General features: G+C 65.8%; 21 protein-coding genes. 19 read left to right on the top strand and 2 right to left on the bottom strand.

Annotated elements, in window-relative coordinates; translation table 11 throughout:
- Window positions 1-47 precede the first annotated feature (47 nt).
- Window positions 48-1,319 carry a hypothetical protein gene (locus ACIBI6_RS01960; RefSeq protein ID WP_396955028.1) on the top strand — a complete coding sequence of 424 codons (1,272 nt, stop codon included), beginning with the start codon at window positions 48-50 and terminating at the stop codon, window positions 1,317-1,319.
- 39 nt (window positions 1,320-1,358) lie between these two features.
- Entirely contained in the window at window positions 1,359-1,757 is a 399-nt protein-coding gene (locus ACIBI6_RS01965; protein WP_396955029.1) for a DUF4345 domain-containing protein, read from the top strand.
- Window positions 1,758-1,791: 34 nt separating this feature from the next.
- On the opposite strand, the gene ACIBI6_RS01970 is transcribed toward ACIBI6_RS01965, so the two are convergent.
- Complete coding sequence (locus ACIBI6_RS01970) at window positions 1,792-2,331, bottom strand: helix-turn-helix domain-containing protein (RefSeq protein ID WP_396955030.1); 540 nt, start codon at window positions 2,329-2,331, stop codon at window positions 1,792-1,794.
- An 81-nt stretch (window positions 2,332-2,412) separates the two neighbouring features.
- On the opposite strand from ACIBI6_RS01970, the gene ACIBI6_RS01975 reads away from it, so the two are divergent.
- The 5 genes from ACIBI6_RS01975 (at window position 2,413) to ACIBI6_RS01995 (ending at window position 8,180) form a co-directional block, all read left to right on the top strand.
- A complete protein-coding gene (locus ACIBI6_RS01975; RefSeq protein ID WP_364340064.1) occupies window positions 2,413-3,663 on the top strand; it encodes an alpha/beta fold hydrolase in 1,251 nt (416 codons plus the stop codon).
- 181 nt (window positions 3,664-3,844) lie between these two features.
- Entirely contained in the window at window positions 3,845-4,804 is a 960-nt protein-coding gene (locus ACIBI6_RS01980; RefSeq protein ID WP_364340066.1) for an acyl-ACP desaturase, read from the top strand.
- Between the two features lie 102 nt (window positions 4,805-4,906).
- Window positions 4,907-5,857: a hypothetical protein gene (locus tag ACIBI6_RS01985; protein ID WP_396955031.1), complete on the top strand. Its 951-nt coding sequence runs from the start codon at window positions 4,907-4,909 to the stop codon at window positions 5,855-5,857.
- Window positions 5,858-6,070: 213 nt separating this feature from the next.
- On the top strand, window positions 6,071-7,324 hold the full coding sequence (locus ACIBI6_RS01990; protein ID WP_396955032.1) for an adenylosuccinate synthetase: 1,254 nt from the start codon (window positions 6,071-6,073) through the stop codon (window positions 7,322-7,324).
- Between the two features lie 229 nt (window positions 7,325-7,553).
- Complete coding sequence (locus ACIBI6_RS01995) at window positions 7,554-8,180, top strand: NUDIX hydrolase (RefSeq protein WP_364340072.1); 627 nt, start codon at window positions 7,554-7,556, stop codon at window positions 8,178-8,180.
- Between the two features lie 33 nt (window positions 8,181-8,213).
- On the opposite strand, the gene ACIBI6_RS02000 is transcribed toward ACIBI6_RS01995, so the two are convergent.
- On the bottom strand, window positions 8,214-8,546 hold the full coding sequence (locus ACIBI6_RS02000) for a YnfA family protein (RefSeq protein ID WP_364340074.1): 333 nt from the start codon (window positions 8,544-8,546) through the stop codon (window positions 8,214-8,216).
- A gap of 220 nt (window positions 8,547-8,766) precedes the next feature.
- Between ACIBI6_RS02000 and ACIBI6_RS02005 the strand changes: the two genes are divergently transcribed.
- The 12 genes from ACIBI6_RS02005 (at window position 8,767) to ACIBI6_RS02060 (ending at window position 21,324) form a co-directional block, all read left to right on the top strand.
- Window positions 8,767-9,738: an alkaline phosphatase family protein gene (locus tag ACIBI6_RS02005; protein WP_364340076.1), complete on the top strand. Its 972-nt coding sequence runs from the start codon at window positions 8,767-8,769 to the stop codon at window positions 9,736-9,738.
- 194 nt (window positions 9,739-9,932) lie between these two features.
- Complete coding sequence (locus ACIBI6_RS02010) at window positions 9,933-12,338, top strand: RelA/SpoT family protein (protein WP_364340078.1); 2,406 nt, start codon at window positions 9,933-9,935, stop codon at window positions 12,336-12,338.
- 331 nt (window positions 12,339-12,669) lie between these two features.
- A complete protein-coding gene (locus tag ACIBI6_RS02015; RefSeq protein WP_396955033.1) occupies window positions 12,670-14,295 on the top strand; it encodes a cutinase family protein in 1,626 nt (541 codons plus the stop codon).
- A 50-nt stretch (window positions 14,296-14,345) separates the two neighbouring features.
- Window positions 14,346-15,284: a hypothetical protein gene (locus ACIBI6_RS02020; protein WP_364340082.1), complete on the top strand. Its 939-nt coding sequence runs from the start codon at window positions 14,346-14,348 to the stop codon at window positions 15,282-15,284.
- Between the two features lie 19 nt (window positions 15,285-15,303).
- A complete protein-coding gene (locus tag ACIBI6_RS02025; protein WP_364340083.1) occupies window positions 15,304-16,179 on the top strand; it encodes a hypothetical protein in 876 nt (291 codons plus the stop codon).
- Entirely contained in the window at window positions 16,176-16,817 is a 642-nt protein-coding gene (locus ACIBI6_RS02030) for a DUF6668 family protein (protein ID WP_364340085.1), read from the top strand. Before ACIBI6_RS02025 ends, ACIBI6_RS02030 begins: the two co-directional genes overlap by 4 nt.
- A gap of 25 nt (window positions 16,818-16,842) precedes the next feature.
- The gene (locus tag ACIBI6_RS02035; protein WP_040692318.1) at window positions 16,843-17,139 is read left to right on the top strand and encodes a hypothetical protein; all 297 of its coding nucleotides are present in this window, start codon (window positions 16,843-16,845) and stop codon (window positions 17,137-17,139) included.
- 23 nt (window positions 17,140-17,162) lie between these two features.
- Complete coding sequence (locus ACIBI6_RS02040) at window positions 17,163-17,423, top strand: hypothetical protein (RefSeq protein WP_040692344.1); 261 nt, start codon at window positions 17,163-17,165, stop codon at window positions 17,421-17,423.
- Window positions 17,424-17,446: 23 nt separating this feature from the next.
- Window positions 17,447-18,109: a hypothetical protein gene (locus ACIBI6_RS02045; RefSeq protein WP_396955034.1), complete on the top strand. Its 663-nt coding sequence runs from the start codon at window positions 17,447-17,449 to the stop codon at window positions 18,107-18,109.
- Window positions 18,110-18,182: 73 nt separating this feature from the next.
- The gene (locus tag ACIBI6_RS02050; protein ID WP_364340090.1) at window positions 18,183-18,998 is read left to right on the top strand and encodes a hypothetical protein; all 816 of its coding nucleotides are present in this window, start codon (window positions 18,183-18,185) and stop codon (window positions 18,996-18,998) included.
- On the top strand, window positions 18,992-19,849 hold the full coding sequence (locus tag ACIBI6_RS02055; protein WP_396955035.1) for a hypothetical protein: 858 nt from the start codon (window positions 18,992-18,994) through the stop codon (window positions 19,847-19,849). Before ACIBI6_RS02050 ends, ACIBI6_RS02055 begins: the two co-directional genes overlap by 7 nt.
- Complete coding sequence (locus ACIBI6_RS02060) at window positions 19,843-21,324, top strand: hypothetical protein (protein ID WP_396955036.1); 1,482 nt, start codon at window positions 19,843-19,845, stop codon at window positions 21,322-21,324. The genes ACIBI6_RS02055 and ACIBI6_RS02060 overlap by 7 nt, the downstream gene beginning before the upstream one ends.

A 21,324-nucleotide genomic window follows, 5' to 3' on the forward strand; every position in this document is an offset into this window, starting at 1 on the left:
GGGTCCTGACTTTCGCGGCCGGAACGCGGACACAAGGATGTGTATCCATGGGAATCGAGTTGCACGCGGCGGGGGTATGCCGCGCGCCCACCGCGGACTTCCTCGATCAGGTGGGGGAGTGGTTGCGGACCGGCCCCGCCGGTGCGCGGGTCGACTGGACCGCCACATCCGCGCCACTGCGGAAACCGGTGGAGGTCTCCGGAGATCGCCTGCTTGCCGTGCTGCATCCGGCGGCCGAACCAGTCGACCTGCGTGCGGCGCACGGTCAGGTGGTGGTGAGCGCGGGTTGTGCGTCGGCCGGGCCGGGCTATCACCGGCACGTGGCAGCCGTGCTGCACGAAATGGGTCGGCGATTCGACATCGTGTGGGACGAGGGGACCGAGGATCCGCTCGGATTGGGCGATGACCGCGCCGAGGTCGAAAGTGACTATCTGATGTGGATCCGCGGTCTCGCGGAGACGGTGCTGACCGAGGTTCCTGCGGAAGACGCCTGGGTTTCGATCGGATTGTCGCTGGGCAGTGACCGTTTCGACTACGACGGGCTGGCCGCGAGCTGGTTGGGGCCGCGCGATCGCGACTGGTTCCAGGCGGTCCGCGATGGTGACGAGGCCGCGGCGCGCGCGTTCTTCCCATGGTGGGAGGACCGCTGGACCGCGCCGACGATTCGCAATACCGCGATGGGCATCATGTGGAACGACGTGCGATGGCGCGCACCATCGGACGCCGATGACACGCCCGCACTACACCAGGCCGATGCATTGCTCGCCGAGGCGCACCGGCTCGACGCGGAGCTGGAGCTGCCGTGGGCCGCCTGGCACGAATTGCGACTGTTGCTTGCGGATTCGGCCACCCTTGCGGAGGGTGCGCCCGCCGATCTGCCCGAGCGCGCCGCCGCGGCGGACCAGCAGCCGCTCGGCTACCGCCGCCGCCCGGTGCACACCACACCGGTACCCGGGTGGAGTCTGCGGATTCCCGGCGAATTCACCTACGGCTGGGACGGCGATCGGTGGTGGGCCTGGGACGGCACCCGCCAGATCGAGATCACCATCCTGCGCGTGGGCGACCCGAAAACCGGGCCGCCACCAGCCGCGATGCTGCAATACGGTGCCAACGCCACCGCGGGACATCGCGGCGAACCGGTGACCGGCGGACCCGGTGACGGATGGTGGCTGCCCTCCGAGGACGGTGCGGAGGTCGGAGTGCAGGGGATCGCCAGCCGCCGCAATGGTGAGTTGCTGCTGGTCACGATCAGTGTGCCCGGAAAGCAATTGGATTGGGCGATCGAGGCCTGGCGCTCGCTGCAGTACAACGGGGACTGACCGCACGTTTGTGGAAGCGGGCGCGCGCCCCGGTCGAGCATGCTGGCCTTCCGACTCGAACAGGAGGTTCCCTTGGCCATCGCTGTCAACACCATTGTCGGCGTGTTCTTCTTCGCGATGGGTGTCTATGCCCTCGCGGCCCCTGCGGCGCTCACCCGTCCCTTCGGCATCCGCCTGGAGCAACCCGAAGCGCGCTACGAGATCCGGGCCGTCTACGGCGGATTCGGTCTGGCTATGGCGGCGATGCTGGCGGTGGCGGCAACCCACGACGGAACCCTACGCACCGCAATCATGATCACCATTGGTGTCGCACTCGGCGGAATGGCATTCGGCCGCATCGTATCTGCGGTGCTCGATGACCGAATCGCCTTCTACCCCAACTGGTTCTACTGCATTGTCGAGACGGTCGCCGCGGCGGCTCTGGTATCGGCCTCCTGAGCTCGCGGCGTCGTCACCGAATCGTCCGTTCCGGTCACGTTGCATCGCCCTCGGGTGACTGTGCCAGCGGAAACAGGATCGGACTCAGCAGGTATGGCGCGCGGTCTCCTGTCGCCGCGTTGGAGAGTCGGGGCAGGATCGCTGCCCGCAGATCGGTGATGAGCTCGGTGAGTTCGTCGTGGCTGAGCCATACCGCATGCTGGCGATAGCCGACCAGATCGCCGGTCGGGTCTGCGTCATCGCTTTGCAGGTACGCCTGGAATTCGGTCAGCAAGATGGCCATGGCGATCGGGAAGATCCGGCGATGGTCGGCGGTGGTTGCGGTTTCGGCATCGACTACGGCGTGTTCGCGGCGCAGGCGATAGCCGCGTTCCACCACGCCGCGCACTCGTTGCGCGCGGGCCACTTCGAGGATGCCGTGCTCGGCCAGCAGGTCGACGTGTCTGTACACGGTGGCCTTCGAGATGTCGGGCATGCGGGCGCTGAGCTGGGCGGTCGTCAGCACGCTGCCCCCCGACATGGCATGCACGATCCGCAGTCGCACCGGGTGGGCGAGTAGCTCCATCGGGTCCATGGAGTAATGTTCTCATCTCTGATACTGTTCGCAAAGTTGAGATCAATGCCAGGCTGATTGCCCTGAGCGCAGGAGGATTCGATGTCGTCGATCGCACCTACTCGCACCGGCATCGAGGTGGTCGAGCACTTGTGCTCGGGTCGGTATGCGCAGGTGCACGAGATGTTCGCGGCGCAACTGCAAGCGCTGGTGTCGGCCGAAAAACTGGGCGCGGCTTGGGAATCGGTCCTCGATCGGTACGGATTGGTGGCCGAGGTGGGAGCCGCGGTGAGCGAGGCCGGCGCGGTGCGGGTGCCCGTGCGGCTCGAACGCGGCGAGGTGGTGGTCGGGATGACGATCGACGACGCCGATCGCCTCACCGGCCTGCAACTGATGCCGCCCACGGCACCGTGGCAGCCACCCGACTACGCCGACCCGGAGTCCTTCGACGAGGAGCAGGTCGCGATCGGGCAGGCGCCTTTCGTCGTTCATGGCACCATCAGCCTGCCGCGGCGGCCGCGGCCGTGTCCGGCGGTTGTGCTGCTGGCGGGCGGGGGACCTTTCGACCGCGATATGACAACGGGTTCGAATAAGCCGCTCGCGGATATCGCCTGGGGGTTGGCCAGCCGAGGTATCGCGGTGTTGCGTTTCGACAAGATCACCCACGCGCATGCCGGTGTGGTCGCGGGACTCGCGTCCTTCACCATGACCGATGAATACGTGCCCCATGCAGTCGCGGCTGTAAATGTCCTGCGCGAGCACCCGGCCGTCGATACGGATCGGGTTTTCGTGCTCGGGCACAGTATGGGTGGGAAGGTCGCGCCACGGGTCGCGGCCGCGGCACCGACGGTGGCAGGGGTGATCGTCTTGGCCGGTGACGCCTCGCCGATGCACTGGTCCGCGGTGCGGGTCACGCGTTATCTCGCCGCGTTGGAGCCCGATGGTGGTGCCGGTGCGCAGGCCGCGATCGAGGCGATCGTTCGGCAGGCGCAATTGGTGGACAGTGCGTTGACGGTGTCGACTCCAGTCAGTGAACTACCCCTCGGGCTGCCCGCGTCGTATTGGTTGGATTCGCGGGACTACGATCCGGTCGCTGTCGCCGCGATATTGGGCAAGCCGATGTTCATTCTGCAGGGCGGACGGGACTATCAGGTCACCATCGATGACGACTTGTCGCTGTGGCGGGCTGGTCTGGCTGATCGGGCAGAGGTGACGATCCGGGTGTACGACTCGGATAACCACTTGTTCTTTCCGGGTGCGGGACCCTCGACTCCGGCGGAGTACGCGGCGGCGCAACATGTTGATCCGAAAGTGATTGTCGATATCGCCAGCTGGCTCGAGGCCTCGGTATAGATCGGCCCACAGCAGACCCGACACGCCGTCTTCGGCGATACCGTGTCGGCCTGACTTCGCGATCAACCAGTAGTGAGCATTCGTGCCTGTGACGAAACGAATTCGCCGTAGGGGATTTCGGCGGCCCGGCAATCGGGGCACTCTGGAAGAGAACCTCTGATCCGATGACAGGACCCAGATCGTGACACATGCCTTGACCCAGCTGGAGTTGCTGACCGAACTCGAACCCGTTGCCGAACAAAATCTCAACCGTCACCTATCGATGGCCAAGGACTGGCATCCGCACGACTACGTGCCGTGGGACCAAGGCCGCAATTTCGCCGAGATGGGCGGAATCGATTGGGAGCCAGCGCAATCCCAATTGAGTGAACTGGCCAGGGCTGCGATGGTGACCAATCTGCTGACCGAGGACAATCTGCCGTCCTATCACCGACTGATCGCCGAATCCTTCTCCCAGGACGGCGCCTGGGGCACCTGGGTGGGGCGGTGGACCGCCGAGGAGAACCGGCACGGAACCGTCATGCGCGACTATCTCGTTGTTACCCGAGGCGTGGACCCGGTGGCGCTGGAACAGGCGCGAATGGTCTGCATGACAGCCGGGGTGCAGCACCCGACCGGGGTGGACGAGAACGGATTCCTGCCTGGTATCGCTTATGTGACCTTCCAAGAACTGGCGACCAGGGTCAGTCACCGCAATACCGGCCGGGTCTGCAACGATGCGGTCGCCGACCGGATGCTGCAGCGTATTTCCGCCGACGAGAATCTGCACATGGTCTTCTACCGCAACCTCTGCGGTGCGGCCATCGATCTGGCGCCCGACCAAGCGCTGGCAGCGATCTCCGCGATCATCCGCAACTTCCAGATGCCCGGTGCGGGCATGCCGGACTGGCGTCGCAATAGCGTGCTGATGGCCAAACACGGCATCTACGATCTGCGCCAGCACCTCGAGGACGTCATCACGCCGGTGCTGCGCAAGTGGAATATCTTCGAGCGCAATGACTTCGGTGCCCGCGGTGAACAGGCGCGCGAGGAACTCGGCCTATTCCTGGAGCAGCTCGGCAAGGACGTGCTCAGGTTCGAGGAGCAGCGTGACCGGGCACTGGCACGCGAGGCGCGCAAGCGCGAGTGGCAGGACGCCTGAGCGGCTTCCACTGAATCGATGATCTTGGTCCGACCAGCGGACTCTTGACGATCTTAGTTTTAGTCTCCTACACTAAAACTGAGCTCGAGAGGAAGCGATGACATGGGATACGGACACTGGGACGACACCGCCTACCGTGCGGCCAAGACCTTCTGCGCCAGTCGAGGCCTGGACGACTTCGGATACACCGCCGAGATGCGGGGGCAGCCGTATTCGGATTGGCGGGCGCATCCCGCGGTCGAACCACTCGGCGTCACCGTGCGCGAATGTCGGGATTCGGCCGAGCACGGCAACTCGCTCCCGATCGCGGTGCTGTTCGACGTCACCGGATCGATGGGCCGGGTGCCGCGGATCATGCAGGACAAGCTCGGCAAATTGCACGGACTCCTGCAGCGCAAGGGCTATGCGGAAGATCCACAGATCATGTTCGGCGCCATCGGCGATGCCGATACCGACCGCGTGCCACTGCAGGTGGGGCAGTTCGAATCCGACAACCGGATGGACGAGCAGTTGCGCAATATCCTACTCGAGGGTGGCGGCGGCGGACAGAAGTCCGAAAGCTATGAACTAGCCGCGTATTTCATGGCCACCCATGTCGCGACCGACGCATGGGAGCGGCGCGGTAAGCGCGGTTACCTGTTCATCATCGGCGACGAACTGAACAAGGCGAAACTGGCGGGTCGGCATATCCGCGCCGTCATCGGCGATCACGTGCGCACCGATATCGAGGTCGCATCGATCTATCGGGAACTGGCCCAGCGCTGGCATGTGTACTACATCCTGCCGAACCAGTCGAGCTACTTCGACGATCCCGAGATCGCCGAGCACTGGCGGGGATTGCTCGGCCAGAACTTCATGAAGCTCGACGATCCCGCCGCGGTCTGTGAGCTCATCGCGCTCACCATCGGACTGGAGGAAGACCGCATCGACGTGCACGCCGGACTGGCGGACCTGCGTGCTGTGGGGTCGGTGGCGGAGGCCGATTCGGTCGGAAAGGCGTTGGGAGTCAAGGCGGGACCGAATATTCGTGCCCTGTCGCGGGGGCGGAGCTGAATCCGGCAAGTGTTGGAGTGCTGCGGCTCCGATGTCGAGTTCGGCCCTGGGCGGCTACCGCGCGGGCACGCTGCTGATCTGCAGCGTTGAGGCCGGTGACCGACGCCGCAGTGGCACGCGGATGGCGGTGCACAAGGCCGAACCGTGCTGCGAGCCACCGGGGCGGACTGTCTGCGCTTGCGGATGAATCACTGGAAAGGTAAGGGGCGAAAGGTGCTTCAGTCGCACATCATCGTGCTCGACCTCGGATTCGGAGATGCAGGGAAGGGGGCGACCGTCGATTGGCTGTGCTCGCCGGAGGCAGGACTGGACGTATCGGCGGTCGTGCGGTTCAACGGCGGTGCGCAGGCGGCGCACAATGTGATCGCAGACGGTCGCCATCACACCTTCGCACAGTTCGGGTCCGGAACTTTTTCCGGAGTGCCCACGCTGCTCTCGCGGCACATGCTGGTCGAGCCGATCGCGCTGGCCGGTGAATCGCGGCAGCTGGCCGCACTCGGTGTGCCGGATCCGCTGTCGCTCTTGCGGATCGACGGTCGCGCATTGCTCACGACGCCGATCCATATCGCTGCCAACCGTGCCCGCGAAGATGCGCGGGGTTCCTCGCGGCACGGTTCCTGCGGCCGTGGCATCGGCGAAACTGCCAGTTACGCAATAGAATACGATGCACCGACCGTCTCGGATTGCCTGCGTCCCGACGTCCTGTACCCCAAGCTGCAGGCGATGGCGGCATACTTCGGACCGTTGATCGCGCCCAGCGCCCACCGCTATGAAGCGATCCGCGATCTGGTCGATATGTACCGTGAATTCGCCGCCGCCGTGCGCATAGTCGACGGCACCGAACTCGCCCGCCTCGCGGAACGCGGTCGCCTGATTTTCGAAGGGGCACAAGGTGTTCTCCTCGACGAATGGCGCGGCTTCCATCCGCACACCACCTGGTCCACCGTCGAACCGCGCAACGCCCGCGCCCTACTCACCGAAATCGACGCCCCCGCTTACACACTCGGCGTCACCCGCACCTACATGACCCGCCACGGCGCAGGCCCGTTCCCGACCGAAGACCCCACTATGACCTTCCCCGAGCCTCACAACGCCACCGGCCCCTACCAGGGCCACTTCCGTCGAGGCCACCTCGACCCCATCCTGCTCCGCTATGCCATCGAGGTCTCCGGCGGTATCGACGGGCTCGCACTCACCCACCTCGACGCACCCGGAACCGGCTACGCCGCAACGGGATACGCGACTGCGGGCGGGATGCTCGACCGGCTGGAACCGGGCCGCTGGCAAAACCTCGACCACCAGCGGGACCTCACCGCTCTATTGACCACGGCCGACCCGATCCTGACAGCCGTGCCAGCCGAGCCGGTGCCGTGGCTGGAACGCCAACTCGGTGCCCCGATAGTCCTGACCGCCCACGGCCCGGACCGTCGCGACCGCACTCCGACCCGAGTTGTCGCCGCCGCCTAGCAATCGGGAGCTGGCTCTGTCGGCGCGGCAGCTGGTGACCGGCGCGCAATCTTGCGCTCGCGCCGCGGCACAGGCACCCGACGCGTTGCAGTCGGCGACTGGCGTGCGCTCTCGCGTCCGCGCCGAGTCATGGCGCATCGAGTGGCACTCGGTTGCGGGGAACCTCGAGACGGCGGCTCGATAGTGTCACTCCGCGCGAGCTGGCCGGAGTGCGGCAGGATGGGGTCGCGTGGAGCAATCCGTGGTTTCGGTCGATGTGGTGGCATTGCGGTTCTGGGCCGACGATGCCGAGGTGAGTGTGGGTATCGCGGCGCGGGAGATGGAGCCGTTCACCGGGCATTTGGCATTGCCGGGCGTGCTGCTCGGGCGGGGCGAGCGGTTGGTCGCGGCGGCGCGGCGGGCGGTGCATACCAAGTTGGGCGTGCCAGCGGCGGCCATCGGGGCGGTCGGGCAGTTGGTGACCTTCGACGAACCGAATCGCGATCCGCGCGGGCCGACGTTGTCCATTGCCATGTGGGCCGTGGTCGAGCCGCATGAGGGGCCCGCGCAATGGGTTTCGTTCGATGCGGTGCCCGATTTGGCCTTCGACCACAACCGCATCGTCGATGCCGCCCGGAGCCTGCTGGCCAGTCTGCTCTGGAAGGATATGGCTTTCACCAGAGCACTGACCGGCGACGAATTCCCGGCGACCCGCGCGGTGGAACTCAGCTCCTCCGTCCTCGGCGCCCGCCCCGACCCAGCGAACCTGAATCGGACCCTGGCCGCCATCCCCGGCCTGGCACGCACCACCGAACGCCGCCGCGTCAAAGCCACCGGCCGCCCCGCCGCCGTCTGGGCCTTCACCCCCGACGATTAGCGCACCGCTGCAACGACTTCCACGCAACGGTGTTCAGTCGCGTGGGACGTACATGATGACGGCTACGCCGAGCAGGCAGAGGGTGGCGCCGAGGTAGTCCCAGCGGTCCGGGTGGAATTTGTCGACGATCATGCCCCAGGCGAGGGAGCCCGCCACGAACACGCCACCGTAGGCGGCCAGGATGCGGCCGAAGTTCGGGTCCGGTTGGAAGGTGGCGGCGAAGCCGTAGGCACCGAGTGCGAGTACGCCCGCCGCGATCCAGAGCAGCCCGCGGTGTTCCCGCCAACCCTGCCAGATCAGCCAGGCGCCGCCGATCTCGGCGAGTGCGGCAAGGGCGAACAGCAGCAGCGACCGGGCGATCGTCATGCGGTAGAACCTACCGCCAGGTCCGCTACACCTCGTAAACCGGGTTCCTGCTGTTCATCTCCCCGATACGTACCGGTGAGCAGGGTGAATAGTTATTGGCTATCGCAAGTTCAGTCGTTGTTCAGCAAGGCGACCGGCGATGGCGAGACCGATGAAACGTCCATGAACACCCACTCGGTGCGCTACCGAAAGGCACTGTCGTACTGGATCGTTCGGGGATATGAGCGCGCGAATCGTAGCCACCACGCCCCTCGCACGCAGGCAACTGTTGTCCGGCGCCATTGCCGCCGCGGCCGTTTCTACCGTCCTCGCCACCGGCCGCACGCAAGCCGCCACCCAAGCCGACAAGGTCGTCCTCATCGGGCTCGACGGCACGATGTACCGCAAGATCGAGGAGGTGCGGGCGCCGAACCTGTTGCGGCTCAGCGCCGAAGGCACCCTCGCCCGCAGCTCCATCGCCCCGCATATCTCCATCTCCGGCCCATCCTGGGCCACTGTGCTCACCGGCGTCTGGGGCAGCAAACACGGCATTGTGGACAATAATTTCGACGCGACCCCGTTCGCGAAGTATCCGACGGTTTTCACCCGACTCGAACGTCACGATCCGACCCTCAAAACTCAGTCCATCGCCACCTGGGATCAGATCGCCACCATGACGGCCAGCGGCGATCCACGCGCCGATGTCGTCATCTCCACTCCGCTCGTCCCCGATGACGACAACGAAAGCGCCACCGACGCCGCCACCACCGACAGCGTCGTCACCGCCATCACCAAATACGCCCCGGACTTCCTCTTCACCCACCTCGACCAGGTCGACCGGGCCGGTCACCAGCACGGCGGCGCGTCCAGCGAATACCGCGAGGCCGTCACCCGCATCGACGCCCTCGTCGGCCGCATAGTCGCCGCCGTGGATGCCCGCGCCCGCGCCAACCTCGCCGAACGCTGGACCATCCTGGTCACCACCGACCATGGCCACCGGCCCAAGGGCGGTCACGGCGGTCAAACCCCCGACGAGACAAGCAGTTTCGTCATCGCCCGCGGCCCGAACTTCCTCGCGGGCGCGATCAGTTCCAGCTTCTCCCTGGCCGATATCACCCCTACCGTGCTGGATATCTTCCACGCCCCGCTCGACCCGGACTTCGACGGACAATCGCGTATCCGCCTGCCCGTCGAACCCTTCACCAGCCGATAGGGGCACCTTTCGCACGCTTCGCTCGTTGTCGCCGCATACGATCGCCAGCGCCGCAATTCACCCGCGCAACCGGGGCATTTCCGACTCGGCAACCTCGGAACGGGCAGGTGACCTGCGCGCGGACTAAAGTTGTGGTCTGGGCGGTTGCAGCGGTCGGATACTGTGGTCCGATCGCGGCGTGGAGAGGTGGTGGCATGACTCAGCATCTGGGCGAGGCGAATGTCGAGCAATCGGCAGGCGCCCCGCAGTCGAATGGTGCGGCCACCCCCGCTGTGACTACGCCGCAACCGCAGGTGAGTGGCAATGCCACACCGTCGCGTCAGCCCGGGACCGCGGCCGCGGTGCCGACCTCCGCCTCGCGGCGGGTGCGCGCCCGGCTGGCCCGGCGCATGACCGGCCAGCGCGGTATCGCGGCGGTCAAACCGGTGCTCGAGCCGCTGGCCAGCGTGCACCGCGAGCTCTATCCGAAGGCGAATCTCACGCTGCTGCAGCGCGCCTTCGACGTCGCCGACGAGCGCCACGCCCACCAGTTCCGCAAATCCGGTGACCCGTACATCACCCACCCGCTCGCGGTCGCGAATATCCTCGCCGAACTCGGCATGGACACCACCACGCTGGTCGCGGCACTGCTGCACGACACCGTGGAGGACACCGGCTACTCGCTCGAGCAGCTGACCGAGGACTTCGGTGCCGAGGTCGCGCATCTGGTCGATGGCGTCACCAAACTCGACAAGGTCAACCTGGGCGCGGCCGCCGAGGCCGAGACCATCCGCAAGATGATCATCGCCATGGCGCGCGACCCTCGCGTCCTGGTGATCAAGGTGGCCGACCGCCTGCACAACATGCGCACCATGCGCTTCCTGCCACCGGAGAAGCAGGCCAAGAAGGCCAAGGAAACCCTGGAGGTGATCGCCCCGCTGGCGCACCGCCTGGGTATGGCCACGGTCAAATGGGAACTCGAGGATCTCGCGTTCGCGATTCTGCATCCGAAGAAGTACGACGAGATCGTGCGCTTGGTCGCCGACCGCGCACCTTCGCGCGATACCTACCTGGCGCGGGTGCGCGCGGAGATCGTGAATACCCTTGCGGCGTCGCGGATCAACGCGATCGTCGAGGGTCGCCCCAAGCACTACTGGTCGATCTACCAGAAGATGATCGTCAAGGGTAAGGACTTCGACGACATCCACGACCTGGTCGGCATCCGCATCCTGTGCGACGAGGTGCGCGACTGCTATGCGGCGGTCGGTGTGGTGCATTCGCTGTGGCAGCCGATGGCGGGCCGGTTCAAGGACTACATCGCCCAGCCGCGCTACGGCGTTTACCAGTCGCTGCACACCACAGTCGTCGGCCCGGACGGTAAGCCGCTGGAAGTGCAGATCCGCACCCAGGACATGCATCGCACCGCCGAATTCGGCATCGCCGCGCACTGGCGCTACAAGGAGACCCGCGGCAAGCATTCCAACGACTCCACCGAAGTCGACGATATGGCGTGGATGCGGCAGCTGCTCGACTGGCAGCGTGAGGCCGCCGACCCGGCCGAATTCCTGGAGTCGCTGCGCTTCGACCTGAAGTCGCCGGAAATCTTCGTCTTCACCCCGAAGGGTGATGTGATCACGTTGCCGCAGAAGTCGACTCCGGTGGATTTCGCGTACGCCGTGCACACCGAAGTCGGGCATCGCTGCATCGGCGCGCGGGTCAACGGCCGCCTGGTCGCACTGGAACGTCAGCTCGAAAACGGTGAGGTCGTCGAGGTATTCACCTCGAAGGCGCAGAACGCCGGACCCAGCCGCGACTGGCAGAACTTCGTGGTCTCTCCGCGCGCCAAGGCCAAGATCCGGCAGTGGTTCGCCAAGGAACGCCGCGAGGAGGCCCTGGAAAGCGGTAAGGAGCAGATCTCCAAGGAGGTCCGCCGCGTCGGGCTGCCGTTGCAGCGATTGATGAGCGTGGACGCGATGACCGCCGTCGCGCACGAACTGCACTACACCGACATCTCCACGCTTTACACCGCCGTCGGCGAGCATCAGGTGTCCGCGCATCACGTCGTGCAGCGGTTGATGGCGCAACTCGGCGGCATCGGTGATGTCGAGAACGAGCTCGCCGAGCGCTCCACCCCGTCGACGACGCCGAGCCGTCAGCGCGTGACCGGTGACGCGGGGGTGCTGATTCCCGGCGCATCGGGCACGGTGGCCAAGCTCGCCAAGTGCTGCACGCCGGTCCCCGGTGACGAGATCATGGGCTTCGTGACCCGCGGCGGCGCGGTGAGCGTGCACCGAACCGACTGCACCAATGCCGGTTCGCTGCGCGAACAGGCCGAGCGCATCATCGACGTGGAGTGGGCGCCGTCGCCGTCCTCGGTCTTCCTGGTCGCCATCCAGATCGAAGCACTCGACCGCACCCGTCTGCTCTCGGATGTGACCAAGGTGCTCGCCGACGAGAAGGTGAATATCCTGTCCGCCTCGGTCGCCACACACGGTGACCGGGTCGCGATCAGCAAGTTCACCTTCGAGATGGGCGATCCGAAACACCTCGGCCACTTGCTGAATGTGGTGCGCAATGTGGAGGGCGTCTACGACGTCTACCGGGTGACCTCGGCCACCTAGAACGCTGCGTCAACCTCGCTGGACGTAGCCGGCGTACCCGTATGGAAGGTTGCGGCTGCGTGCCTGCGCGGCGCAGCGTTCGCTGGAATGCGAAGTCCAGGTTGATGATTCGAATCATCGAAGGGTCGCCGGTGGGTTGCGGGGTGATTTCCTTCGTCGGAAACTTGTCGGAGAATCCTGGACGGCACGCGGTGAACTGCCATGCGCCACTCGGCGGTTCGCGCAAACCTTTCGTCGGAGCCGCAGTAAGAGCCGGAATCTGTTACGGTCTATTGCGTTTCATGGCGTTTAGGTTAGCAGCGGCAACACGAATTGATTGCGGATCGCTATGATGAACTACACGGCACGGATCTCGGGAATGCTGATCGCATTCGCCGTTGCTGTGGCGACCGCAGCGGCCGCCGTAGCGGAGCCATCCGATTCCGCGGGACCGACGACGAACATCACCATCGGTACGTGTCCGGCACTGTACGCCTTGGGAATTCAGGGCACAGGCGAATCGTCACCGGATGCCGCGCCGACCACCGATACCGGCATGCTGTCCACGGTCTTCATGCCGATGCTGGCCGAGGCCGATCCTGGTCTGGTCGACCGCGCTTACGTCCCATACGAATCCGGCTTCGGCGGCGCGACCGCCGGCGGCACGGTGTCGTATGCGGAGTCGGTGATCGGCGGACTGCTCCGGTTGCGCTCGATGGCCCAGGATGTCGCGGCCCGCTGCGCCGAGACCCGGTTGGCGATCGTTGGCTATTCGCAAGGCGCGCATGTGGCCTCGATGTTCGCCCAGGAGGTCGGTCAGGGCCACGGTGTGATCCCGCCCGAGAAGATCGCCGCGGTCGCCTTGTTCGCCGATCCGACCCGCAATCCCGGTGCGCCGCTATTTCCCGGCTCGCCGGGCAAGGCGACCCCGGATCCCGCGCCTGGCACTTCGGGGGACCGGATGGCATCCATCGCGGCCCTGCCGCTGGAGCCCGTGAGTGGCGGCGGTATCGGGCCGGAACGCGATAAGGCCCCGAATTTCGCCGCGCTCACCGGGCGGGTCGCGAGTTTCTGTGCCGCAGGCGATCTCGCGTGCGATGCACCGGAGGGCGCGCCGATCCTGAAGGCAGTCGCCTCTATTGCGGGACAGTCCAAGTTGAGTGGTGGCGACCCGATCACGTCATTGGTGTCGATTTCCCAGGCACTGGCGTACACGTCGATCAAGACTGCCGCCAAAGTCGTCAACGAGGATGTCCAGGGCAACTCCCTCGCGAATTTATCTATTTCACCGCAGAAGTCGATTTCGCAGCGCCTGGCCGATGCCGCAGATCCGCGCACGCCGTTGAATATTCCCGCAGCACTTCAGGCGCTGCTGAAGGTCGGCATGATCGGACTGAATTCGGTCGTGACAGTGGTCAAGTCGGTCATCAATGCTGCCAATATCAGCCAACTGGCGACCGCGGGGCTAACCGATCCGGTCTCCGGAATCCTGCTGTTCGGCACGAAATTGCTGGGCGCGATTCCGCAGCTGGTGCCGCCGACGACCGGTGCCCGATTGGTTACCCAGGCATTCGACGCGGTTGTACAGAACATCACCGATAACAATGAACTGCTCAATGTGACGACTTGGGTGCGGTATTGGGATACCGTGCAGCGCCACGGCGCCTACAGCACCGCGGCGATCACCGCGACGGGCGCTGCGCCCACCCGATTCGTCGCGGACTGGTTCGCCGCGGCGGCACATGATCTGGCCGACAAATTCGGCAGCGGAGCTGTGCCTATCGGTGGCAGCACAAAATCGAACACCGGATTCTTCGGAGAAAGTTCCGGCGCGTCGACTACGCCGAATTCGTCCGGTACGGGACAATTTCCGTTCGGGACAGGAGCCGATGGCGCCTCATCCGGCGGCGCGACGTCGACTCCGCCCACCGTGGTACCCGGCACCGTAAACAACACCTACCCGTTCTCAACGAACTGATCGCAGAGAGGGTCCGATATGCCTGTGCCTTGCTCTGCGGGAATGGGGGAATGTTGAAGTCGTACAAACAGCTGTCGCGCTGGTACGGCGCGCTGGAGCCGGAGACGGGGGTAGCTGCCGCGCACCCCGATGAGCCGGGATTGCGGGAACCCGGTGACGAAGACGGTGCGCCCCGGTTTCCGCACTACATCCGCGAAGAGGATCCCGACGAGGTGCGCGCGCGTAACGAAGTGCCCGCCGATCTGGCCTCCAATCGCAGCGAATTCACCGGCGGGTGGTCGGATTGGGTGGCCGGGCGCGCCCCCGGTCCCGACGACGACTACATCGGCCCGCGCGATGGCGAACTTGTACAGTTCCCGTGGCCGGAGGACGACGACGACCACGACGATGCGCCGCGCGAACGGTCGACCCACGTGACGCGCGCATTGCGCCAGGAGGCGCGCAATCATCCGGCCGCGCGCCGGGCCCGGGTGCTCGCGGTACTCGTAGTGGCTGTGCTGCTGTTGGCCGCGGCCGCCGCGGGCGCATTGTTCCTCCTACGCTCCTCCGGTGATCGGGCCGCCGCGCCGGTTGTGCCCTCGATGCAATTCACCGCGGGCAGTGTCCAATCCCGTGGCATTGCCGATTGCCCGACCGAACGCGGTGACCGCATCGTGCGCAGTGCCGAACCCGGCGGCGCCGACTCCGGACCGGGTGCGATCCTGGCGTTCCAATACGCCTACTACGTGGAACGTTCCGGCGAGCGGGTCCGGGCGGTGGTGGCACCGGATTCGAATATCTCCTCGGCCACCGTCATCCAGCACGGCATCGACACCATTCCGCTGGGCACCACGCACTGCGTGCGAATCCAGACGATCACCGAAGACCGGTATTCGGTCGAGGTCACCGAATACCGACCCGGCGGCGCGCCCGCCACGTACAACAAGCAGACCGTCACCACGGTGGTGGTCGACGGTCGCACGCTCATCGCGGGCGTCGCGGCCGGATGAATAGGGAGAGCTGATAGCGATGGGAGACGACTGGAGCCGCTGGCTCGACGAGGCGCCCGATGAGGGTGATTCGTCGGACCGGCATGCGCCTTCGAAGGCTCCGGTGGTGCGTCTGCGACGTAAGGGCGGAGACAGCGAATCCGCGGAACCGGCGCAGCGTTCGATTCTGGTGGTCGGTGGCTGCGGTGGTGCGGGAACCACGACCACAGCGTTGGGCTTGGCCGGTGAACTCGGCACGACGGGCACCTCGACGGTGGCGGTGGACGCCACGGCGGCGGGCAGCGATCTGGCGCTGCGCGGGGCCGATGAGCATCTGCATCCGATCAGCCTGCAATCGTGGTTGTACGGGCGTGGCAACGATGAACCGGCGCCGTTGAAGGAGTGTCTGTCGCAGGCGAGTTCGGGCATCGGACTGCTATGGCGCGACGCCGCGCCGTTGCGTCGGCGTGCCACATATCTCACAGTCGCGCGCGCGATCTATGACGCCGGGTACACTGCGGTCTACGACGGCGGCAACCCGATTGCCGGGCGGCAACTGCGGCCGCTGCTGGATGACGCGGATGTTGCTCTGGTACTTGCCATTCCCGCGCGCGCCGATGCCGCGAATCGGCTGCGGGTGACCCTGGAATGGCTCGACGACCAGTTCGGCGATTCGGCCGAGGGGCAGGGCGGTGGCATCGTCGGCGATACCACAATCGTTGTCTCGCACCAACTTCCCGGCGCCGATTCCCATGTTGCTGACCATTTGCGCGAACATCTTTCGGGCTGGGTTCGCGACATCAGGGAGATTCCCTACGATCCGCATCTGGCGCGCGGTGAACTCGTTCGCCACGCATCGCTGGCTTCGGAGACGCGCCGGGCTTATGGGCGGCTGCTCGCCGGAGTGGCATCATGACGGCCGCCATGAAACTTCGTCGCCAGTCCGAAGCCGCCCAGGCCGGTGTGGTCGCCCCACCGGAGTCCCGTCGCGCCCCCATTTGGGACCGTCCCGTACCCGGCGTCGGCCGGGCACCGCTGTGGTGGCTGCTAGGTGTGCACGGCGGTGCCGGAGCCAGCAGCCTCGCGCGTGTGCTTGCGCCCGCGGCGGATTCGGGCCGCCGCTGGCCCGGCGTCTTCGACCGCGAATCGCCCTTCGTTGTCCTGGTGGCCCGCGAGACCATAGCCGGGCTTACCCGCGCACATGATTTGCTGCGCCAACATCATTCGGGTTTTGCCGGGTCCAGCGAGGTCCTCGGACTGGTCACCGTCGCGGCCCGCCCCGGCCGGATGCCCGCCGAAATCCGCCGCTATCGCGATGTGGTCGGCTCCCTGGCCGGTCAAGTCTGGCAGGTTCCGTGGTACGAGGAATGGACCCTCGTCGAACCGGAGTCCCTGCCGATCTGGACCCCGGGCGATGAGATACCGCAGAAGAAGAAGAGGATCGACCCGCTCGAGGAAGTTCCGCTCGAGATCCGGGAGCTCGGGGCCGATATTGTTGCGGTCGTGCGCGAAAACCTGGACAGCAGTGCATCTTTCGAAGAGGGCCCGCGTTGACCATCACAACCAAGAAAGGCAGCCGATGAGCATGATTCTGCTTGCCGTGCAGGACACGTACGGCACTGTGCTGGCTCAGGTCGGTAACCCGACACCGGAAGCGCCTCCCGGCTCGGAGAAGATCCTGCAGCTGGTCCGCTACCTCACCTGGTTCGTGTTGCTCTCCGGTATCTGCGGAATCACCTACGCGGGTGGCAAATTCGCGTGGGAGAAGTGGACCGGTGGTGGGCTCGAATCGCCGAAGATGGTGGCCGGAGCCATGATCGGCGGCGTCGTCGCGACGAGCGCGGGCACCATCATGAACGCCGTCATCGGAACCTGATGTACGCGATGGCTACCGTGCGAATGTCGGCGGCGGAACTGCTTGCCTACAAGCAGATGCCCGCCGAAGTGCTGCAACCGCTGATGCAGCTGCTGAACTGGCTGCTCTGGTTCGTGCTTCTGGTGTGCCTGGCGTGGATGATCGTGTCCGCGGGCCGCCTGTGGATCGCGTTCCGGAGCGATCTGGCGATGAACGACGCCTCGCACGGTGTATTGATGAGTCTGCTCGGGGCGGCGGTGGCGAGCACGGCCTCGGGGATCGCGTTGGCGTTCCTGCCGACGTGAACGGGGATGGGGACGGCCCTGGGATGATTTCCACAGTTGTGCGGGAGCAATCCGGCGTGTGGCGGCGCGGCATCCGCAAGCCCGCCGCCGGTGCGGTCGGTGCTGCTCTGCTGCTGGCGGCGGCCGGCTGCGGCGGCGGTGGCGGCGGTGGCGGCAATTCCGGCCCCAACCTGACGGCCGCGCCGACCCATATGCGGTGGCAGCCGTTCCAGGGTGTGGCACTGCCGAGTGCCGACCAGGGGCCGAAGCAGGTATCCGATGGTGCCGCAACGGGTTTCGAGCATTCGCCAGCCGGTGCGGCGCTGGCGGCGATCGTGCACACGGTGCGCTTGTCGGTGGCCGCCGATAGTCAATGGGTCGATATCGTCCGCCAAGAGGTGGTGCCGAACAAGGCCAGAGACGAGTGGGCGGTCAACCGGGTGCAACTGGCGATCACCGGTCCGGCCGCGCCCGAATACGCGCCCAGAGTGCTCGGGTACAAGATCACCGGCTATACCGATGCGGCCTCCGCCGTCGACGTCTATACCGAATATTCGGACAACTCGAAGGCGGTGAACCACACCACTGTCGAATGGTTCGGCAACGACTGGAGATTACGACTGCCGGATCCCGACTCGACCGCCCGGCCCATCGAGGCGGTCGATGGATTGCCCACGGACATAGTGAAATTGGAGGCACCGGCATGAGCGAGCGCAGCGAGCGAATCCTGTCGCAGCGTGCTTCGCTCATGATGGAACCGAGCGCCAGCGAGGCGGAGTCATGAGCGAGAAGGAGTCGTACGCGCGCGATCGCGTCTCCTTCGGTGTCATCGCGTCCGCTGCCGTGCTGGTGCTCATCGTGGTCGTCGGCGTATTCGTGTACGTGAGCCGGGACGACTCGGGTTCGGGTGGCGACAAGGCCGCTGCCGCAGCCAATTCCGGCGGTGAGGGCTTCGCAACTCCCGAGGTCGATATTCTCGGCAGGCGCGTCGATATCCCGAACAACCCTGCCGGACAACCACTTCCGCAGGATCCGACCCGGCAGCGCAGGCCAACGGACGCGGACTGGTTGACCGCGGCGCCCGAGGGCACCACCGCACCGCATGGATGGCAGCGGGTCTACGGCGCCTCGGTCCCGTTCTCCACCTCGGACGGACCGACCCGCATCGAAGACGGTCTGGCCGTGGGCTATTCGCACACCCCGCAGGGCGCGGTGCTCGCGGCGGCTCAGATCACCTACCGTCTCAACGCCCGACCCGCCGACCGTGACCTCTACGTCCGCCAGGTCCGCGTCTCGGCCCAGCAGATCGCGGCCTACGACAAGGCCCTGTCCCAGGATAAACTCCCCGAACAGCAGCCGGAGAAGGTGACCAAGTACTTCGTCGCCTCGGATGCGTTCAAGGTCGAGAACTATGCGGATGATCTGGCGATCATCCAGCTGGCCACCCGTGGCCAGGTGGTCGATGGCAAACAGCTGTGGGCGGCCTTGCGATTGGTGATGATCTGGGACGCGGGGGACTGGCGGCTGAAGCCGGCAACCTCGAACAACCCGCAGACCGAATATGTCGAGTCGTTGAACGGGTGGACCAAATGGTGACCACGGGGCCCGGATCCGGTCCAGGCAAACGTTCGCCGCTCGCGCTGCTGGGCGTCGGAGCAGTGCTTGCCGTGGTCGTCGCGGTCGCTGTGACCGTGGTCGCGATGCGAGACAACGCTGCCGGGGGTGACCAGGTATCGAAGACCGGCACGAGTTCGGGCGGTGCGCCGGTCAGTGCCTCCGACTCCGCGGGCGGCGCCGGATTCAGCGGCTCCGATGTGGATTCGTTCGGCCATCGTTTCGATATTCCGAACATTCCTGCCGGACAACCACTTTCGGATTCCGTGACGCCGCGTCAGCCCGCCGACGGCGACTGGCTGACCGGCACTCCGGCCGGCACGGGTCAGCGGGGCGGTTGGCAGCGTGTGTACAGCGGCCCGGTGATCCCGTTCTCGACCACCGACGGCCCGACCCGCATCGACAACGACATTCCGACCGGATTCAGTCGAACCCCGCAGGGTGCCGCGCTCGCGGCCGAGCAGATCTACTGGCGCACCGTGGCACGTCCGACGGACCGGGCCCTGTGGCAGCAGTTGGTGATCCTGTCCGACCAGGAGCAGGCCGATCGCGACCGAAAGATCGCCGACGGCAAGATCCCCAATGAACTACCCGACAACATCAAACCGTTGTTGTTCGCCTCCGACGCATTCCGAATCGAAAGCTATGGTGACGATTTCGCTGTGGTACGTATCGCCCGCAAGACCCGTGATTTCCTGCACGGCGGGCGCAGCTGGGTAGCCATGAGACTGAATGTGCTCTGGCTCGATGGTGGTTGGAAACTCAAGTCGTCCACGAGTGATGCACAGCCACTCGAGACGATCGACTCGATCGATGGGTGGACAAAATGGTGAGGCGCGTTGTCACGATCCTCGCGGTCATCTTCACTGTCATGATCGCGACACCGACGGTGGCATACGGTCAGACTTACGGATTCGACGATACGTGCAACGAATTGCACGACACGCTCGACAACGTCGGTCTGCCCGGCTTCTCGCTCGGTGACGCCGCATCGGCCGCGTGCAAGGCGGGCAATGCCGCCTCGCACCCGGGCAGCGCCGCGAACGCGGTCAAGGACAAGGCCTGGGATTCGACCTTCGGCAAGGTCGTGGATTCGCTGATGAACGGCCTCGGCGAGGCGATCATGCTTGCGCTGACCTTCTGGATGAAGGTCCCCAATGAGGCGGCCAGCGATTCGGGTTCATTGTTCGTCAAGATCAACGACTACACCTACCAAGCGCAGATATTGCTGCTCATAGCCTCGGTGATCTTGTCCGGCGCCAGATTGGCCGAGGCCAGACGCGGCGCCGTCATGAACGAGGCGGCCGAATCGTTCCGCATGTTCACGCGGGTGGTTTTCAGCTCCTGGATGCTCGGCGCCGTCATCGTCGCGGGCACACAGGCCTCGGATCGCTTCTCCGAGTGGATCATCAACGATTCGACCAATGGCAATGCCAAGGATCTGGCCGAGTTGATGGTGAAAACCAGTAAGCTGCAGGCATTCTCGCCGGGGCTGGTGTTGATCATCGCGATCGTCGGACTGCTCGGCTCGCTGGCACAGATCGTGCTCGCCATCGTGCGTCAGGGTCTGCTGATCATCGCGGCGGGTGTGCTGCCGTTGGCCGCGGCCGCATCCGGGATGAATATCGGCAAGCAGTCGTATCAGAAGCTGATCGGCTGGATCATCGCGTTCATGCTCTGGAAGCCGGTGGCCGCCATCGTCTACATGATCGCGTTCACCACCGCGGGCCATGTGGATTCGCTGACCGATACCGGCGGGCTGCCGGAAGGCGAACAGGCACAACGGATGTTGGTCGCAATCGTGCTGCTGTGCAGTGTCGCCTTCGTGCTGCCCGCGCTGATGCGGTTGGTCACGCCCGCGGTCGCGATCGTGGGTAGCGGTGGTTCCGGTCTCACCGCGGCCGGTGGCGCAGTCGTCGGCGCCATGGCGCTCGGCGCGGTGGGCACCAAGGCAGTCTCGGTCAGGGGAGCCGCACCGGGTTCGGCGGGGTACGTCAGCGGCACATCCGCGGGACCACGCCCGCCTGGCGGCTCCGGTGGTCGCGGCGGTGGGGGCGGCGCTCCGCGTCCGGCGCCGCCACGCGGCGGCGGTGGTGGCGGCGGCGCGGCGGGCGCACCACCGCGCGCCTCCGTCCCACAGGGCGGCTCGGGAGTACCGTCCGGTGCGTCGAGGGCGGTGGGTGCGATCGGTGTGGCCCGCGCCGCGACGTCCCCGCTGAACCGTGCCGATGACGCCATGGGCGATGTGGCGGGCGACCGTTGGGCGAACCGTTCGCCCGACCTCGGGAGGAGCACCATTCCGCGATGA

The organism is Nocardia sp. NPDC050412 (assembly GCF_044458825.1).
GTDB lineage: Bacteria > Actinomycetota > Actinomycetes > Mycobacteriales > Mycobacteriaceae > Nocardia.

Coding starts and splice junctions, on each gene's coding strand:
- ACIBI6_RS01960 (WP_396955028.1), top strand. CDS start 48: ATGGGAATCGAGTTGCACGCGGCGGGGGTATGCCGCGCGCCCACCGCG.
- ACIBI6_RS01965 (WP_396955029.1), top strand. CDS start 1,359: ATGCTGGCCTTCCGACTCGAACAGGAGGTTCCCTTGGCCATCGCTGTC.
- ACIBI6_RS01970 (WP_396955030.1), bottom strand. CDS start 2,331: ATGGACCCGATGGAGCTACTCGCCCACCCGGTGCGACTGCGGATCGTG.
- ACIBI6_RS01975 (WP_364340064.1), top strand. CDS start 2,413: ATGTCGTCGATCGCACCTACTCGCACCGGCATCGAGGTGGTCGAGCAC.
- ACIBI6_RS01985 (WP_396955031.1), top strand. CDS start 4,907: ATGGGATACGGACACTGGGACGACACCGCCTACCGTGCGGCCAAGACC.
- ACIBI6_RS02000 (WP_364340074.1), bottom strand. CDS start 8,546: ATGACGATCGCCCGGTCGCTGCTGCTGTTCGCCCTTGCCGCACTCGCC.
- ACIBI6_RS02005 (WP_364340076.1), top strand. CDS start 8,767: ATGAGCGCGCGAATCGTAGCCACCACGCCCCTCGCACGCAGGCAACTG.
- ACIBI6_RS02010 (WP_364340078.1), top strand. CDS start 9,933: ATGACTCAGCATCTGGGCGAGGCGAATGTCGAGCAATCGGCAGGCGCC.
- ACIBI6_RS02015 (WP_396955033.1), top strand. CDS start 12,670: ATGAACTACACGGCACGGATCTCGGGAATGCTGATCGCATTCGCCGTT.
- ACIBI6_RS02020 (WP_364340082.1), top strand. CDS start 14,346: ATGTTGAAGTCGTACAAACAGCTGTCGCGCTGGTACGGCGCGCTGGAG.
- ACIBI6_RS02025 (WP_364340083.1), top strand. CDS start 15,304: ATGGGAGACGACTGGAGCCGCTGGCTCGACGAGGCGCCCGATGAGGGT.
- ACIBI6_RS02030 (WP_364340085.1), top strand. CDS start 16,176: ATGACGGCCGCCATGAAACTTCGTCGCCAGTCCGAAGCCGCCCAGGCC.
- ACIBI6_RS02035 (WP_040692318.1), top strand. CDS start 16,843: ATGAGCATGATTCTGCTTGCCGTGCAGGACACGTACGGCACTGTGCTG.
- ACIBI6_RS02040 (WP_040692344.1), top strand. CDS start 17,163: ATGTCGGCGGCGGAACTGCTTGCCTACAAGCAGATGCCCGCCGAAGTG.
- ACIBI6_RS02045 (WP_396955034.1), top strand. CDS start 17,447: ATGATTTCCACAGTTGTGCGGGAGCAATCCGGCGTGTGGCGGCGCGGC.
- ACIBI6_RS02050 (WP_364340090.1), top strand. CDS start 18,183: ATGAGCGAGAAGGAGTCGTACGCGCGCGATCGCGTCTCCTTCGGTGTC.
- ACIBI6_RS02055 (WP_396955035.1), top strand. CDS start 18,992: ATGGTGACCACGGGGCCCGGATCCGGTCCAGGCAAACGTTCGCCGCTC.
- ACIBI6_RS02060 (WP_396955036.1), top strand. CDS start 19,843: ATGGTGAGGCGCGTTGTCACGATCCTCGCGGTCATCTTCACTGTCATG.